At 59.4% G+C, this 15,823-nt stretch carries 12 protein-coding genes and 1 pseudogene; 11 read left to right on the top strand and 2 right to left on the bottom strand.

Going from position 1 to position 15,823, the window contains the following annotated elements; translation table 11 throughout:
* Window positions 1–22: 22 nt before the first annotated feature.
* A complete protein-coding gene (locus tag N7D90_RS21675; RefSeq protein WP_261739894.1) occupies window positions 23–565 on the bottom strand; it encodes an NUDIX hydrolase in 543 nt (180 codons plus the stop codon).
* A 3-nt stretch (window positions 566–568) separates the two neighbouring features.
* Window positions 569–1,636 carry a DUF2333 family protein gene (locus N7D90_RS21680; RefSeq protein ID WP_261739895.1) on the bottom strand — a complete coding sequence of 356 codons (1,068 nt, stop codon included), beginning with the start codon at window positions 1,634–1,636 and terminating at the stop codon, window positions 569–571.
* A 258-nt stretch (window positions 1,637–1,894) separates the two neighbouring features.
* On the opposite strand from N7D90_RS21680, the gene N7D90_RS21685 reads away from it, so the two are divergent.
* The 11 genes and pseudogenes from N7D90_RS21685 to purH all read left to right on the top strand — a co-directional run bounded on the left by N7D90_RS21685 (window position 1,895) and on the right by purH (window position 15,723).
* Window positions 1,895–3,538: a PleD family two-component system response regulator gene (locus N7D90_RS21685; RefSeq protein ID WP_261739896.1), complete on the top strand. Its 1,644-nt coding sequence runs from the start codon at window positions 1,895–1,897 to the stop codon at window positions 3,536–3,538.
* 1,525 nt (window positions 3,539–5,063) lie between these two features.
* Window positions 5,064–5,579 (top strand): annotated as a pseudogene (locus N7D90_RS24750) (methyl-accepting chemotaxis protein); the annotation flags it as partial.
* Window positions 5,580–5,799: 220 nt separating this feature from the next.
* Window positions 5,800–7,566, top strand: coding sequence for a protein-disulfide reductase DsbD (locus tag N7D90_RS21695; protein WP_261739898.1), 1,767 nt, complete (start codon window positions 5,800–5,802; stop codon window positions 7,564–7,566).
* A 130-nt stretch (window positions 7,567–7,696) separates the two neighbouring features.
* Window positions 7,697–8,152: a type II 3-dehydroquinate dehydratase gene (gene aroQ, locus N7D90_RS21700; protein WP_048360251.1), complete on the top strand. Its 456-nt coding sequence runs from the start codon at window positions 7,697–7,699 to the stop codon at window positions 8,150–8,152.
* A 25-nt stretch (window positions 8,153–8,177) separates the two neighbouring features.
* Window positions 8,178–8,636: an acetyl-CoA carboxylase biotin carboxyl carrier protein gene (gene accB / locus N7D90_RS21705; RefSeq protein ID WP_095001030.1), complete on the top strand. Its 459-nt coding sequence runs from the start codon at window positions 8,178–8,180 to the stop codon at window positions 8,634–8,636.
* A 17-nt stretch (window positions 8,637–8,653) separates the two neighbouring features.
* Window positions 8,654–10,012, top strand: a complete 1,359-nt coding sequence (gene accC / locus N7D90_RS21710; protein WP_046810401.1) for an acetyl-CoA carboxylase biotin carboxylase subunit — start codon at window positions 8,654–8,656, stop codon at window positions 10,010–10,012.
* A 285-nt stretch (window positions 10,013–10,297) separates the two neighbouring features.
* Window positions 10,298–11,176, top strand: a complete 879-nt coding sequence (gene prmA, locus N7D90_RS21715) for a 50S ribosomal protein L11 methyltransferase (RefSeq protein WP_261739899.1) — start codon at window positions 10,298–10,300, stop codon at window positions 11,174–11,176.
* Between the two features lie 77 nt (window positions 11,177–11,253).
* Window positions 11,254–12,486, top strand: coding sequence for a DUF3426 domain-containing protein (locus tag N7D90_RS21720; protein ID WP_261739900.1), 1,233 nt, complete (start codon window positions 11,254–11,256; stop codon window positions 12,484–12,486).
* A 217-nt stretch (window positions 12,487–12,703) separates the two neighbouring features.
* Entirely contained in the window at window positions 12,704–13,717 is a 1,014-nt protein-coding gene (dusB, locus tag N7D90_RS21725) for a tRNA dihydrouridine synthase DusB (protein WP_261739901.1), read from the top strand.
* The gene (gene fis, locus N7D90_RS21730; protein WP_019408796.1) at window positions 13,714–14,034 is read left to right on the top strand and encodes a DNA-binding transcriptional regulator Fis; all 321 of its coding nucleotides are present in this window, start codon (window positions 13,714–13,716) and stop codon (window positions 14,032–14,034) included. The genes dusB and fis overlap by 4 nt, the downstream gene beginning before the upstream one ends.
* Before the next feature lie 81 nt (window positions 14,035–14,115).
* Complete coding sequence (purH, locus tag N7D90_RS21735; RefSeq protein ID WP_261739902.1) at window positions 14,116–15,723, top strand: bifunctional phosphoribosylaminoimidazolecarboxamide formyltransferase/IMP cyclohydrolase; 1,608 nt, start codon at window positions 14,116–14,118, stop codon at window positions 15,721–15,723.
* Window positions 15,724–15,823 lie beyond the last annotated feature (100 nt).

Below are 15,823 nucleotides of genomic sequence, written 5' to 3' on the forward strand. Positions count from 1 at the left end.
ACAGGGGCAACTGCGCAGCGACCTACGCCGTGTTGATTTGGGTAAGGTAACGCTTGAGCGCATCCAGCGAATCCGGGCAGTAAGGCTGCTGCCCGCTCAGGCGCAACGCCTCGGCCACCGGCATAAAGCAGGCGCTCTGTACTTCCTCGGGTTGCACCTGCAGCGGGCCGTCCCACACGGCCGAAAACACCGCGCACCACAGATGGTTTTGCGGGCCCTCGAAGTAAAACCGTTCGTGAGCCGTCAGCGCCACACCACTCACGCCCAGTTCTTCTGCCAGTTCACGGGCGGCTGATTCGGCGTAGGTTTCATCAACCCCGACCATACCGCCCGCCGCCACATCCCAAAATCCGGGATATAACGCTTTGCTCAGGGTGCGCTGATGCACGCAGAGTTCCCCGGCAGAGTTGAACAAGAGGATGAACGTACCGCGACCGATCAGGCCGCGTTCACGCAGTTCGCGGCGCGGCAAGCCGCCCAGCAGGTGGTCGTCGCGATCGACCCAAGCCACTTGCTCGACATCGGAGGCCGCACGGTGCGCGGCCTCCAAGGCTGAAATAGGCATGATTTAGCCTTGCGACAGCAATTGACGAAGATCCATGACCGCCGCGTTGGCGCGGGAAATGTAGTTGGCCATGACCAGCGAGTGGTTAGCCAGCACACCATAACCGCTACCATTAAGGATCATCGGGCTCCAGACCGGCTCTTGCGCTGCTTCCAGCTCGCGAATGATCTGGCGCACGCTCACCGTGGCGTTCTTTTTGGCCAGCACATCAGCGAAGTCGACCTCAATGGCACGCAGCAAGTGCGACAAGGCCCAGGCCTGACCGCGGGCTTCGTAGAACACGTTATCGATCTGCATCCACGGTGTTTCGACCACTTCTTCGTCAACCACCGGAACCTGGCCAGGTTGCAGGCTTTCAGTCTTCAGCGCGCTGTTGAGCTTGACCCGCCCTACGCTGGCCGACAGGCGTTGCGACAATGAACCCAAGCGGGTGCCCACATCGCCCAGCCAGTTGTTCAGGTTATCGGCACGGGCATAGAACAGTGCATTTTTCTGGTTCGGGTCAGACAGGCGCGCCTGATAACGGCTCAGGGAGTTGATGCCTTCCTGGTATTCGGATTCGCTGGAAGGCAGCATCCAGCTTTTATTGTCGAAGTTGAAGCGCGGCTCAGCCTTGGCCAGATCCGCGTCTTCAGCCGACTGCGACTGCGAACGGGCGAAATCCTTGCGCAGGGCGCGGGTCAAGTCGCGCACTTGCACCAGCACGCCATATTCCCAGCTTGGAATGTTGTCCAGAAAAATGCCCGGTGGAAAACGGTCATTGGACAGATAGCCGCCCGGCTTGTTGAGCAATGTCCCGGCGACGGTTTTCAGGGTTTCGACGGTCGTGAAGCCCGGCACCATCTGCTTGCCTTCTTTCTCGGCAGCTAACTGAGCGTTTTGCTGCACGGGAAAGAGGTCCGGCTCCTGGCTCCAGTACCAGCCAAATCCCAGGCAGACCACGACATAGATACCTACCAGCACTGCGATTGAGCGGCTCAACAGGATGCTTTTGAAATAACCACGCGACTGTGTTTTCGTCTCTTTGACCGACTCGCGGGCTGTGCCCTCACGTTTTTTCCAGTCCAGCATGGCTATGTCCTTTCAAATGCTTGATTCAACGGTTCGACCACAACCCTAACCCATCGTGCCTTGCTGCACGCTTTTAAATCGAGGCCAGGTTATCTGCAGGATCGCAGGGGCCATATACGCCCGGCACTATAGAACATGGATGGGCAACATGGCTGCCCGACAGTTAATTTCAAGGAGAAACTCGTACATTTGGAGCGAGGTGCTAGCATAGGGCCATCATTCGATTTGAGCATGCCCTCTTTGCCCAGCAGCCAGGATATGACCGAGCAAGAAGACCCCAGTCGCGAACGCCTGAAAAACCACTTTGCCCAACGGGTCACGCATCAGGCACGCCAGATTCTTGAGATATGGCAACGTTTGCAGGCCAACCAATGGTCCGCTGCAGGGCTGGCAGAACTCGACGACGCCAATTCGCGCCTGCTGCGTTTTGCCGAACGCTTCGAGCAACCGGAACACATCGAGCTGGCCCGGGGCATCAACGTTGCACTACAAGACATGGCGGCCAATCACAGTCGCCTGAGCAGCAAGATCATCACCGAGCTCAACCGTTTGATGCAGCGCCTGTCGCGCACCGGTCTGCGCCAGGACGATCTGATGCCCCACGTCTGCCTGCCACCGCTGCGCAAGCCGGTGTATATCCTGCTACAAGACCTGGAGCGCGCGGACCGACTGGCCAAGCAACTGGATTTTTTTGAGCTCAGCGCCCAAGCATTCGGCAACCTGACCGCCTTTCGCCACGCCATGGCGGAGCGCCATCCAGCAGCAATTGTGATGGATGTCGACTTCAGTGGCCCCGGAATGGGCCTGGAGCTGGCGGCCGAAGCCCAGGTCGGTCTCGAACAAAAGCTCCCGCTGCTGTTTTTCAGCTTGCATGAAACCGACACTCCGACCCGCCTGGCCGCCGTGCGCGCAGGTGGACAAGCGTTTTTTACCGGCACCCTCGAAGCTTCAAGCCTGATGGAAAAAATCGAGGTACTGACCTGCGTGGCCCAATACGAACCCTACAGGGTTCTGATCATCGACGACTCACGGGCTCAGGCATTGCACACCGAGCGCTTGCTCAACGGCGCCGGGATTGTCACCCGCACATTGATTGATCCGATTCAGGCCATGGCCGAACTGGCGCAATTCCAGCCGGACCTGATCATCCTCGATATGTATATGCCCACCTGTACTGGCACTGAGTTGGCCAAGGTGATCCGCCACAACGACCGCTACGTCAGTGTGCCGATCATTTATCTGTCGGCCGAAGACGACATGGACAAACAACTCGATGCCATGAGCGAGGGCGGCGATGACTTTCTGACCAAACCGATCCAGCCGCGCCATCTGATTACCACCGTGCGCAACCGCGCCGTCCGTGCTCGCCACCTCAAGGCGCGGATGGTACGTGACAGCCTGACCGGGCTGTACAACCACACCCATATCCTGCAATTGCTTGAAGACTGCACCTTTCGCGCCCGCCGCGAAAATCGTCCGCTGAGTTTCGCCATGCTCGATCTGGATCACTTCAAACGCGTCAACGATGGCTACGGCCATCCGATGGGCGATAGGGTGATCAAAAGCCTGGCGCTGTTTCTCAAGCAACGACTGCGCAAAACCGATTTTATTGGCCGATATGGCGGTGAAGAGTTTGCGATTGTGATGCCGGACACCGATCAGGAGTCGGCCTACAAGGTGCTTGATCAGATTCGCCAACGCTTTGCCGAGATTCTCTACCCCGCGCAGCCCACCGACCTGGCGTGCTCATTCAGCGCGGGCCTGGTGCAGATGCAGGACCAGGCAGACAGCCTGCTGATGGCTTCCCAGGCAGACGAAGCGCTGTATAGGGCCAAGAACAATGGCCGCAATCAGGTGCAACCCTTTCACCAGTTAAGGCCTATTGCCACTATTTATTCGTAATCCCCGCCCACGTCACACCGCTGTAACTCAAGTGCAATAACTTTTGCCGCTTCTGACTGTGTAGTAGGCAAGAATCCACATGCGCCTGAAGCTGCTAACCAACCTCAATACGCTGCTGCTGGTCGCCGTGTGCCTCGCTCTGGGCGCAACCCTGTGGTGGTCGCAGCAGGCGCTGGAGCGCCCTTTTCTGTTGATGGAGCGCTATTTGAGCCTCTCGCAGCAGTTTCAGAACAAAGTGGCACGCAATATCGAGGACTACCTTGCCAGCGGCGATGCCCTGCGCCTGAGCGATGCCAACAGCGCGCTCGAGACCCTCAAGGCCGAACTCAAGCCTTTGCCGCCAGCACTGGCCGATGCGCTGCGGCCCAGCCTCGAAAACCTGAGCACCTACAGCAATACCGAACTGCTGGCCGCCGGCAAGCTGGCCGGTGACCCGCAGGCCTTGCTGTTGCAAGCTGAACGTGAGCTGGGGGCCGGCCTCGAACAGCTCAGCCAATATGCCAGCGATCCGGCCTCGACCGAGGCCCGCGCCTATCTGCCTTTGCTGCTGACCGCCTCGCAGCACTTGGCCAAACTGTCCCTAGCCCGCGACAAGCTGGTCAGCAGCGGGCGCAGTGAACTGGCCGGTGATGTGGAGCGCGAGCTGGACAGCATTCAGCTTCAGGCCCGACAAATCGACGCCCTGCCCCTGCTGGGCGTCAGCAGCAAAAGCGCCTCGGGCACTGACGACTTTGCCGCGATGATGGGCCTTGAAACCAGCGACACGGCCCAAGCCGAGGACGCCGGAGTGGGTCTCAAGCGCGAACTCAACAGCCTGTTGAGCCGCTACCCGGCGGAACTCAAGCGCACCCGCACGCAAATCGAGCAACGTGCCCGGCTCAGCGCCGCCACCCACCTCAAACTGGACGCCGTACAACAGGCCATCGCCGAGCTGGAACCCGTGGTGCGCGCCGAGCATGGGCAAATCCAGAATGAAGTTCGGCTGATCCAGGGCCTGATGATTGGCCTGATCCTGCTCATCGCACTCCTGATCGACACCCTGCAGCGCAAACTGGCGCGGGTACTGACATACCTGGCGCCGCTGCTGTCGACCTGGGCCGAAGGCGACTTCAGCAACGACATTCAACTGGGCAAAACCAATCGCGAGTTACGTGATATCGAATCCTCACTCAATCGCTTGCGCAGCTATCTGGTGAACCTGGTGGGCACCCTGCGCCTGAATGCCGAGCAGGTTGCCGGCAGCAGCCAGACCCTGGCCGAGCTGAGCACGGGCTTGCATGGCGGCGCTGAACGTCAAGCCGGTGATAGCGCACAAATCCGCGATGCTCTGGGTGAGTTGGAGGCGACCATCTCTCAGGTCGCGGGGGATGCCAGCCAGGCCGCCGATGCCAGTCGCAGCGCCGGGTTGGCCGTGGCTCAGGGGCAACGGGTGATCGGCCAGAGCCTGACCGGGCTGCATGCATTGGTCGGCGAAGTGCAAGGCAACGCGCAGACAATCGAGCGTCTGGCAGAGGAGTCGGCCACCATTGGCGGGGTACTCACGGTGATTCGCTCCATTGCTGATCAGACCAACCTGCTGGCGCTCAACGCCGCCATTGAAGCCGCTCGCGCCGGTGAAATGGGCCGTGGCTTTGCGGTGGTCGCCGAAGAAGTCCGCTCCCTGGCGCAACGCACCGCAGGTGCAACCAACGAGATCCAGACCCTGATTGGCGGGCTTCAACTGGCCGCCCGGCAATCAGTTGAAGGCATCCGCGCACAAGTGACCCACGCCCAGGCCACCGCGCAGCAAGCCCAGGCCGCAGACGGTGCACTGGATGAAATTGTCGCGGCGATAGCAACCATCTCAGACACCGCCGTGCGCATTGCCGACGTTACCGCCCAACAAACCGGGGCGGTCAGCGAGATCCGCGATCACAGTGAACGCATTCACGTGCTGGGCGACGAAAACCTGCAACGTATCGGCATTGCCCGCAACCAAAGCCAGCAATTGCTCGAGCTGGGCTCAGAGCTCAACACCGCCGTGCAGGCGTTTCGGGTGTAAGCCACCGGCAAAATTCGTAGCAGCTGCCGAAGGAACGAGGCTGCGTTCGATTGCGCAACAATCGTAAAACCGGGCAGCGCGGTTTACCTGGCAAACCAAATTTGCCGATTTTACGACGGCTTCGCCGCCGAACGCAGCCTCGTTCCTTCGGCAGCTGCTACGCGGTTTTCATCGCACAAACTCCGCTATCATGCCCGCACGTTTGCTTTGCGAGATTCCTATGCGCCGCCTGTTTTTGCTCCTGTGTTTGCTGTTTGCCGTGCCTGCCATGGGCGCGGGGTTGCTGGATAACCGACCCAGTGCAACCCTGGGCGCAATCAATAACAGCAGCGACTTTCTGCCGGTACGCGAAGCATTCAAGCTGAATCTGATCAGCAGCACGCCCGAGTCGATCAAGCTGCGCTTTGTGCCTACCGAAGGCTATTACCTGTATCGACACAAGTTCGCCTTCAAGCCCGAACCCGCCGATATCGCTCTGGGCACTGCGCAACTGCCACCCGGCGAGGCAAAACACGATGAGTACTTTGGCGACGTCGAGGTCTATCACGGCATTCTCGATGTAGACATCCCGCGCCCGGCAAACGACTCACGCCCCTTTACGCTGGTGGTCAGCTACCAGGGCTGCGCCGACAAGGGCCTGTGCTACCCGCCTGAAACCGAACGCTTGAGCATCGATGGCAGCGCCGTCACGACCTCCGACGAACCGACAAAATCGTGGAACTGGCGCGAACTGGCACTGTTTTTCCTCGCAGGGCTTGGCCTGACATTTACCCCCTGCGTGCTGCCAATGTTGCCGATCCTGTCCGGCGTGGTGCTGCGTGGTCAGGTCGGCGGCCTGCGCGGCTTCAGCCTGTCGTTGGCCTATGTGCTGCCGATGGCGGCATGTTTTGCCCTGCTGGGCGCACTGATGGGCATGTTCGGCGCGCAACTCAATCTGCAGGCGCGTCTGCAATCAGTGTGGGTACTGGCGCCATTTGCTCTGTTCTTCGGGATTTTTGCCCTCGCCATGTTTGGCGTGTTTGAACTCAAACTGCCGCAAGCCATCAGCAACCGTCTCGACCGTGTGGCCAACCGTACCCAAGGCGGCTCACTTTGGGGCGCCGCCGTGCTGGGAGTGGTCTCCAGCTTGCTGGTTTCACCTTGCGTGTCCGCACCGCTGGCCGGAGCCTTGCTGTATATCAGTGCCAGTGGCGATGCTCTGGGCGGTGGCTTAAAGCTGTTTGCTCTTGGCTTGGGCATGGGTGCGCCACTGCTGCTGGTCGCCACCGGTGGCGCGGCCTGGCTGCCGAAAAGCGGACCGTGGCTGGTGAGTGTGAAAAACGCCATCGGCGTGCTGCTGCTCGGTCTGGCTATCGGCTTGCTCAGCCGCGTGCTGCCTGGGCCAGTGACCCTGCTGTTGATCGGTGCACTGGCGGCGGGCGTGAGTCTGTTTCTCGGCACCCTGGAGTTCGCCTATAAAGCTCCGCGCCAGCGTCTGGCCCAGTTGCTGGGGCTGTTTTTGCTGGTCTACGGGCTGGCCTGCTGGTACGGCGCCCTGAGCGGGCAAAGCGATCCATTCAACCCCATCGGCCATGCGCAACCCACCAACCCGGCAGTGACCAGCGCCGTACAACCAGCCGGCCAATGGCTCACCGTCAGTACTGCGGCCGAGCTGGACAACGCACTGGCCGAGGCCAAAGCCGCGGGCCAGCCGCTGTTGCTGGACTGGTACGCCGACTGGTGTATCAGTTGCAAAGTGATTGAGCACGAAGTGCTGAACAACCCCCGCGTGCTGGATCTGCTCAAGGGTTACCGGCTGGTGCGCTTCGATATCACTGCCAGCAATGCCGAGCAACGCGCCCTGCTCGACCGCTACACATTGTTCGGCCCTCCTGCGCTGATGTTCTTCGGCAAAAACGGTTCCGAAAAAAGTGACCAACGGGTCATCGGTGAGATCAATGCAGCGGACTTCGCCGAACGTGTCGCCATCGCGAATGACCAGATCTAGAGCTTCAGTCACAAACTTTTCGCGAACATCGGTCATCGTGCTGGCTATTGCAGTTAACTGGACAGCGAATCCGGTTTTCGGCATAGTCGCCCGGCACTGACAACTGCACACAGATAATAAGGAACAGCAGATGGCGACTTTCCTGGTTCTACACGGCCCCAACTTGAACCTGCTCGGCACCCGCGAGCCGGGCGTCTACGGCGCAACCACCCTGGCGCAAATCAATCAGGACCTGGAACAACGGGCGCGTGATGCCGGTCACCACTTGCTCTACCTGCAAAGCAATGCCGAGTATGAATTGATCGACCGCGTACACGCTGCCCGCAACGAAGGCGTGGACTTTATTCTGATCAACCCGGCGGCTTTTACTCACACCAGCGTGGCATTACGTGACGCGTTGCTGGCAGTGAGCATCCCATTCATCGAAGTGCATTTGTCTAACGTGCACAAACGCGAACCTTTCCGCCATCACTCCTACTTCTCCGACGTTGCGGTAGGTGTGATCTGCGGCCTTGGCGCCAGCGGTTATCGACTGGCCTTGGAGGCCGCCCTGGAACAGCTTGAACTACAAGCTAAACGCCCCTGACAGACCCATTGGGAGTTGACGATTCATGGATATCCGTAAAGTTAAGAAACTGATCGAGCTGCTGGAAGAGTCCGGCATCGACGAGTTGGAAATCAAAGAAGGCGAAGAGTCCGTACGCATCAGCCGTCACAGCAAGACTCCTGCTCAGCAGTACTACGCTCCGGCTCCAATGCAAGCGCCTGCCGCAGCTCCAGTAGCTGTTGCTCCGGTTGCTACCGTGACTGAAGCACCTGCCGCACCAAAACTGAACGGTTTTGTGGTCAAGTCGCCAATGGTCGGTACGTTCTACCGTACCCCGGCGCCAACCTCGCCTGCCTTCGTTGAAGTTGGCCAGACCGTCAAGGTCGGCGACACCATTTGCATCGTTGAAGCGATGAAAATGATGAACCACATCACGGCTGAAAAAGCCGGTGTTATCGAATCCATCCTGGTAGAAAACGGTCAGCCGGTTGAATTCGACCAACCGCTGTTCACCATCGTTTGAACCACGGGGAGCCAACGATGTTGAAGCCTCAGAAGCTGGAAAAAGTCCTGATCGCCAACCGTGGCGAGATTGCTTTGCGCATCCTGCGGGCGTGCAAGGAAATGGGGATCAAGACTGTCGCGGTGTACTCCACTGCCGACAAAGAGCTGATGCACCTGGGCCTGGCAGACGAAACCGTCTGCATCGGTCCGGCACCGGCCAACCTGTCTTACCTGCACATTCCGGCCATCATCGCGGCCGCTGAAGTGACCGGCGCCACGGCGATTCACCCGGGCTACGGCTTTTTGGCTGAAAACGCCGATTTCGCCGAGCAAGTCGAGAAATCCGGCTTTGCCTTCATCGGCCCGAAAGCCGACACCATTCGCCTGATGGGCGACAAGGTATCGGCCAAGCACGCCATGATCGCTGCAGGCGTACCCACGGTTCCAGGTTCTGACGGCCCACTGCCGGAAGACGAAGAAACCGCGCTGCGCATCGGCCGCGAAGTCGGCTACCCGGTGATCATCAAGGCCGCTGGCGGCGGCGGTGGTCGCGGCATGCGCGTTGTGCATCGTGAAGAAGACCTGATCGAAGCAGCCAAGCAGACCCGCGAAGAAGCCGGCGCCTGGTTCAGCAACCCGATGGTCTACCTCGAAAAATACCTGACCAACCCGCGTCACGTGGAAGTTCAGGTAATTTCCGATGGTCAGGGCAACGCGATCCACCTGGGCGACCGCGATTGCTCGCTGCAACGTCGTCACCAGAAGGTTCTGGAAGAAGCTCCGGCACCGGGTATCGACGAAACCGCACGCGCTGAAGTTCTGGCTCGCTGCGTCAAGGCCTGCGTTGACATCAACTACCGCGGCGCGGGTACTTTCGAGTTCCTGTACGAGAACGGTCGTTTCTACTTCATCGAGATGAACACTCGTGTGCAAGTAGAGCACCCGGTGTCCGAAATGGTCACTGGCATCGACATCCTGAAAGAGATGTTGAGCATCGCAGCCGGCAACAAGCTGTCCTTCACCCAGGCTGACGTGAACATTCACGGTCACTCGCTGGAGTGCCGGATCAACGCGGAAGACCCTGCGACGTTCATGCCGAGCCCTGGCATGGTCAAGCACTTCCACGCTCCGGGCGGTAACGGCGTTCGCGTCGATTCGCACCTGTACAGCGGCTACAAGGTTCCGTCCAACTACGACTCCCTGATCGGCAAGCTGATCACCTGGGGTTCGACCCGTGACGAAGCCATGGCGCGCATGCGCAATGCCCTGGACGAAATCGTGGTCGACGGGATCAAAACCAACATCCCGCTGCACCGCGACCTGGTGAATGACGAAGGCTTCTGTAAAGGCGGCGTCAACATTCACTACCTGGAACACAAACTGGCTAACAAGTAAGTTTGTATTCCCGTCAACAAAGCCGCTTTCGAGCGGCTTTGTTGTTTGCGGGAGGCTCGCAACCGCCCTTGTGGGAGCGGGCTTGCTCGCGATACAGACGACCTGGCATTGCAGGTCGACCGCAGGTGATGCCATCGCGAGCAAGCCCGCTCCCACAACAGGACAACTGCGGCTACCTGGCTTTTCATCGTTTTTGATTACCCCACCGCCAGCCCGCTCGCGTAAACTTGCGCGCTTCTCGCAGCCCGACCGGCTGCACACTCCTATTTTTCAAAGGTGCCCGCCATGCCTTGGCTGCAAGTACGCCTCGCCATCAGCCCGGAACAAGCCGAAACCTACGAAGACGCGTTCCTCGAAGTCGGCGCTGTTTCGGTTACGTTCATGGACGCCGAAGACCAACCAATCTTCGAACCTGAGCTCAACACCACACCGCTGTGGTCGCACACCCACTTGCTGGCATTGTTCGAAGGCGGCACCGAAGCCGAACTCGTGCTGTCCCATCTGGAACTGCTGACCGGCTCGCCACTGCCTGAACACCACGCAGAAGTTATCGAAGACCAGGACTGGGAACGCAGCTGGATGGACAACTTCCACCCGATGCGCTTCGGCCAGCGCCTGTGGATCGTGCCAAGCTGGCACGCTGCTCCCGAGCCTGACGCGGTCAACCTGTTGCTCGATCCGGGCCTGGCCTTCGGCACCGGCACCCACCCGACCACCGCACTGTGCCTGGAATGGCTCGACGGTCAGGACCTGAAAGACTGCAACGTGCTGGACTTCGGCTGCGGCTCGGGGATTTTGGCGATTGCCGCCCTGCTGTTGGGCGCCAAAGAGGCCATCGGCACCGATATCGACGTGCAGGCACTGGAAGCCTCCCGCGATAACGCCGGGCGCAACAACATCGCCGAAGAACTGTTCCCACTGTACCTGCCCGAGGACCTGCCACAGGTTCAGGCCGATGTAGTGGTTGCCAATATTCTGGCTGGCCCGCTGGTTTCCCTGGCCCCGCAACTGTCGAGCCTGGTCAAGCCGGGCGGCCGTCTGGCACTGTCGGGCATCCTCGCCGAACAGGGCGAAGAAGTCGCTGCGGCATACGCCAAAGACTTCGATCTGGACCCGATTGCCAATCGCGATGGCTGGGTGCGCATCAGCGGCCGTCGGCGCTAAGTTCAATCCGCGCACTCGGCTCGCAATGAAGCAGGTACAGCCCCTACAATGCACGCTTGCCTAATTCGGATGGCCGCATGAGCGATAGCTTCGTTACACAGTGCCCACATTGCCAGACCAGCTTTCGCGTCAGCCACGCTCAATTGAGCGTGGCACGCGGAGTGGTGCGCTGTGGCGCCTGCCTGCAAGTGTTCAACGCTGCACAGCAACTGCTCAACAGCAGCACTGAAACAGAGCAGCCGCCTGTCGTCGCAACGCCAGAACCCGAGGCTGTCGAGCCGCCCGCCACCCCCAAGGCGGCCAGTCCGGCCCCTTGGCAAGCGAGCGAACTGGACCTCGACCATCTGGATCTGGACGAAGAACTGGCCAGGCTCGAAGAGCGTGAAATCCAGCCCAGCAAAAGCTTCGGCCAGCCGCACAAGCCAAAAAGCAGCTCACTGAGTGCTCGTCGCGACACCCCTGACACTGAAGAAGGTGAATGGTCTGATAGCCTGTTCAGTGAGTCAGCGGCAGACCGTGCAGAGACCGCCAAAGTTGCCGAAAAAGCCGTAGAGCTCGCTGAAACCGGACGGACCGAGCCGTCCCTGTCACTGGACATTGACGAACCGGACGATACCCCGCCGCTCCAGCTTTCGCTGGACGACGACCTCGATCCGCTGCCGGGCGAACATCTGTCGGCCACCGATGACGAGGACGACGAACTCCCTGAACTGGCACCTGTCAGCAAAGGCAAAGGCAAACGCAAGCGCAACGAACCGGGCATGCGCGAAGAAGCGTTGCTTGACCTGGTCGACGACCCATTGCACCTGGACTGGCAAAAACGCCGCTCGCCGTGGGGCAAACGCCTGCTCTGGACCCTGCTGGCACTCCTGGCTGGCGCGGCACTGGCCGGGCAGTACATTGCCAATCACTTCGACGAGCTGGCGCGTCAGGACCAATACCGTCCGATCTTCCAGCAACTGTGCCCGCAAATCGGCTGTACGGTGCCGTCCAAAGTGGATATCGACCGGATCAAAAGCAGCAATCTGGTGGTACGCAGCCACCCCGAATTCGCCGGAGCGCTGGTGGTGGATGCAATCCTCTACAACCGCGCGCCCTTCTCCCAACCTTTCCCGCTGCTGGAGCTACGCTTTGCTGACCTCAACGGCAAAATGATCGCCAGTCGTCGGTTCAAGCCCGGCGAATACCTGAGCGGCGATCTGCCCAAGGCCGAGATGCCCCCGCAAACCCCTATCCACATTGCCCTGGACATCCTCGACCCGGGTCCAAAGGCCGTTAACTACAGCCTGAGTTTTCATTCCCCGGAATGAGCGCGCTGCGCTTTTAGTTGCTAGCTTCAAGCGGCAAGTTAGAAGCGAAATGCAAATTTGCTGTGTCTTGCAGCTTGTCGCTTGAGGCTTGTAGCTAACCTTCAGCTCCAATTGTTCAAAATTCATCCAATTGCGTCTTTAACCAGTCATCGAGAGCGGGTATCATGCCAACCCTTTTTCGAACTCCCAAGATCCGGCCCCACAACAGGGAAGTCCTATGTCGGCGGTACGCATCGGCCCATATACATTGCACAACGGTTTGATTCTCGCCCCTATGGCGGGCGTCACCGACCAGCCCTTTCGTCAGCTTTGTCGACGGATGGGTGCAGGCCTGGTTGTTTCGGAAATGGTCACCAGCGACATGAGTCTCTGGAACAGCCGCAAATCGCGCCTGCGCATGATTCACGACGGTGATCCCGAGCCGCGCTCGGTACAGATCGCCGGCGGTGACGCGCAAATGCTGGCAGACGCCGCCAGGGCCAATGTGGAACTGGGCGCACAGATTATTGATATCAACATGGGTTGCCCGGCGAAGAAGGTCTGCAACAAGGCCGCCGGCTCCGCGTTACTGAAAGATGAAGCATTGGTGAACGAGATCCTGCAGGCCGTTGTGGCTGCAGTTGATGTGCCGGTCACCCTGAAGATCCGTACCGGCTGGGACCGGGACAACAAGAACGGCCTGACGGTGGCAAAAATCGCCGAACAAGCCGGGATCACTGCTCTGGCGGTACACGGCAGAACCCGTGCCGACCTGTACACCGGCGAAGCCGAGTACGACACCATCGCCGCGATCAAGCAGGCGGTGTCGATACCGGTTTTTGCCAACGGCGACATCGATTCACCGCAAAAGGCCCTGCATGTATTGAACGCAACCGGGGCTGACGGACTATTGATTGGCAGGGCAGCCCAGGGGCGGCCCTGGATTTTCCGCGAAGTTGATCATTTTTTGCGTACCGGGCAACTGCTGCCGGCACCGCAGATGAGCGAAGTGGAACGTATTCTGCTAGAGCATCTGACTGCATTGCACACCTTCTATGGGGAGGTTTTGGGCGTACGCATCGCCCGCAAGCATGTCGGCTGGTATCTGGCAACCTTGCCGGGCGCCAAGGAGTTTCGCGCCCACTTCAATCGTTTAGAAGATACGGAAGCACAATGCGCCAACGTTCAGGCGTTTTTCGCCGAACGACACAAGAGCCTGGTGACAGGGGACGAGGGATGGGTGGCCGCATGACGATGATGACCGAGACATTAGTGAGTGGAACAACGCCCGTGAGCGACAACGTCAACTTGAAACAGCACCTCAATACACCGAGCGAAGAAGGTCAGACCCTTCGCGGGAGTGTCGAGAAGGCGCTGCACAATTATTTCGCCCACCTGGAGGGCGCTGAAGTCACGGACGTCTACAACCTGGTACTTTCCGAAGTCGAGGCCCCCCTTCTCGAGTGCGTCATGAACTACGTCAAGGGCAACCAGACCAAGGCCTCCGAGATGCTGGGCCTCAATCGCGGCACCTTGCGCAAAAAGCTCAAACAGTACGATCTGCTGTAAGCATTCAATCAAACCTGAAAGGCGTCCTGATAAAACAGGCCGCCTTTTTTGCTGACTCCTTTGCTTTTGATGGAAATCGAGATGACCGATCAGACTACCCGCCTGCCGATCCGCCGCGCTCTAATCAGCGTTTCCGACAAAACCGGAATCCTTGATTTCGCCCGTGAACTGGAAGCCCTCGGCGTCGAGATCCTGTCCACAGGCGGTACGTTCAAGCTGCTGCAAGACAACGGCGTAGCCGCTGTTGAAGTCGCTGACTACACCGGTTTTGCAGAAATGATGGACGGTCGGGTTAAAACCCTGCACCCGAAAATCCACGGCGGCATTTTGGGCCGTCGCGGCATCGACGACGACATCATGAACGAGCACGGCATCAAGCCGATCGACCTGGTAGCCGTTAACCTCTACCCGTTTGAAGCCACCATCTCCAAACCAGGCTGCGACCTGCCGACCGCCATCGAGAACATCGATATCGGCGGCCCGACCATGGTTCGCTCGGCGGCCAAAAACCACAAAGACGTGGCCATCGTGGTGAATGCCAGCGATTACGCCAACGTTCTGGAAAACCTCAAGGCCGGCGGCCTGACCTACGCACAGCGTTTCGACCTGATGCTCAAGGCCTTCGAGCACACCGCTGCCTACGACGGCATGATCGCCAACTACCTGGGTACAGTGAACCAGGCCGCCGAGACCCTGAGCACAGAAGATCGCAGCCTGTTCCCGCGTACCTTCAACAGCCAGTTCATCAAGGCCCAGGAAATGCGCTACGGCGAGAACCCGCACCAGAAAGCGGCGTTCTACGTTGAAGCCAAGCCGACTGAAGTCAGCATCGCCACCGCGACCCAGCTGCAAGGCAAAGAGCTGTCGTTCAACAACGTAGCCGACACCGACGCTGCGCTGGAATGTGTAAAAAGCTTTGTTAAGCCAGCCTGTGTGATCGTCAAGCACGCCAACCCGTGTGGCGTGGCCGTAAGCCCGGACGCAGAAGGCGGCATTCGCCAAGCCTACGAGCTGGCCTACGCCACTGACACCGAATCGGCTTTCGGCGGCATCATCGCCTTCAACCGCGAGTTGGACGCTGAAACGGCCAAGGCCATCGTTGAGCGTCAGTTCGTTGAAGTGATCATCGCCCCGTCCGTGAGCGAAGAAGCCCGCGCCATCGTGGCAGCCAAAGCCAACGTACGCCTGCTGGCCTGCGGTGAGTGGAGCGCAGACCGTGCCCCGGCCTGGGACTTCAAGCGTGTTAACGGCGGCCTGCTGGTTCAGAGCCGTGACATCGAAATGATCGGCAGTGAAGACCTTAAAGTCGTGACCAAGCGCGCACCGACCGAGCAAGAGATCAACGACCTGATCTTCGCCTGGAAAGTAGCCAAATACGTGAAGTCCAACGCCATCGTCTACGCCAAGGGCCGTCAGACCATCGGTGTCGGCGCAGGTCAGATGAGCCGCGTAAACTCGGCCCGTATTGCCGCGATCAAGGCTGAACACGCGGGTCTGCAAGTACAAGGCGCCGTAATGGCATCGGACGCATTCTTCCCGTTCCGTGACGGCATCGACAACGCAGCCAAGGCCGGTATCACTGCAGTGATCCAGCCGGGCGGCTCGATGCGTGACAACGAAGTGATTGCAGCAGCAGACGAAGCTGGTATTGCCATGGTCTTCACCGGCATGCGCCACTTCCGTCACTAAACACTTTTTGCAGACGCCACGAACCATGTAGCCGCTGCCGAAGGCTGCGATAAGACCCAAAAGGTCTTCAGCGATCTGAACATCCTGCAACCGCTTCGCG

It is taken from the genome of Pseudomonas fragi, assembly GCF_025426255.1.
Classification (GTDB): Bacteria; Pseudomonadota; Gammaproteobacteria; order Pseudomonadales; family Pseudomonadaceae; genus Aquipseudomonas; species Aquipseudomonas kulmbachensis.

Bases quoted from the DNA above. Each gene is read 5' to 3' on its own strand.
- aroQ (WP_048360251.1), top strand. From the start codon at position 7,697: ATGGCGACTTTCCTGGTTCTACACGGCCCCAACTTGAACCTGCTCGGC.
- purH (WP_261739902.1), top strand. From the start codon at position 14,116: ATGACCGATCAGACTACCCGCCTGCCGATCCGCCGCGCTCTAATCAGC.
- N7D90_RS21685 (WP_261739896.1), top strand. From the start codon at position 1,895: ATGACCGAGCAAGAAGACCCCAGTCGCGAACGCCTGAAAAACCACTTT.
- prmA (WP_261739899.1), top strand. From the start codon at position 10,298: ATGCCTTGGCTGCAAGTACGCCTCGCCATCAGCCCGGAACAAGCCGAA.
- accB (WP_095001030.1), top strand. From the start codon at position 8,178: ATGGATATCCGTAAAGTTAAGAAACTGATCGAGCTGCTGGAAGAGTCC.
- N7D90_RS21675 (WP_261739894.1), bottom strand. From the start codon at position 565: ATGCCTATTTCAGCCTTGGAGGCCGCGCACCGTGCGGCCTCCGATGTC.
- N7D90_RS21720 (WP_261739900.1), top strand. From the start codon at position 11,254: ATGAGCGATAGCTTCGTTACACAGTGCCCACATTGCCAGACCAGCTTT.
- accC (WP_046810401.1), top strand. From the start codon at position 8,654: ATGTTGAAGCCTCAGAAGCTGGAAAAAGTCCTGATCGCCAACCGTGGC.
- N7D90_RS21680 (WP_261739895.1), bottom strand. From the start codon at position 1,636: ATGCTGGACTGGAAAAAACGTGAGGGCACAGCCCGCGAGTCGGTCAAA.
- fis (WP_019408796.1), top strand. From the start codon at position 13,714: ATGACGATGATGACCGAGACATTAGTGAGTGGAACAACGCCCGTGAGC.
- dusB (WP_261739901.1), top strand. From the start codon at position 12,704: ATGTCGGCGGTACGCATCGGCCCATATACATTGCACAACGGTTTGATT.
- N7D90_RS21695 (WP_261739898.1), top strand. From the start codon at position 5,800: ATGCGCCGCCTGTTTTTGCTCCTGTGTTTGCTGTTTGCCGTGCCTGCC.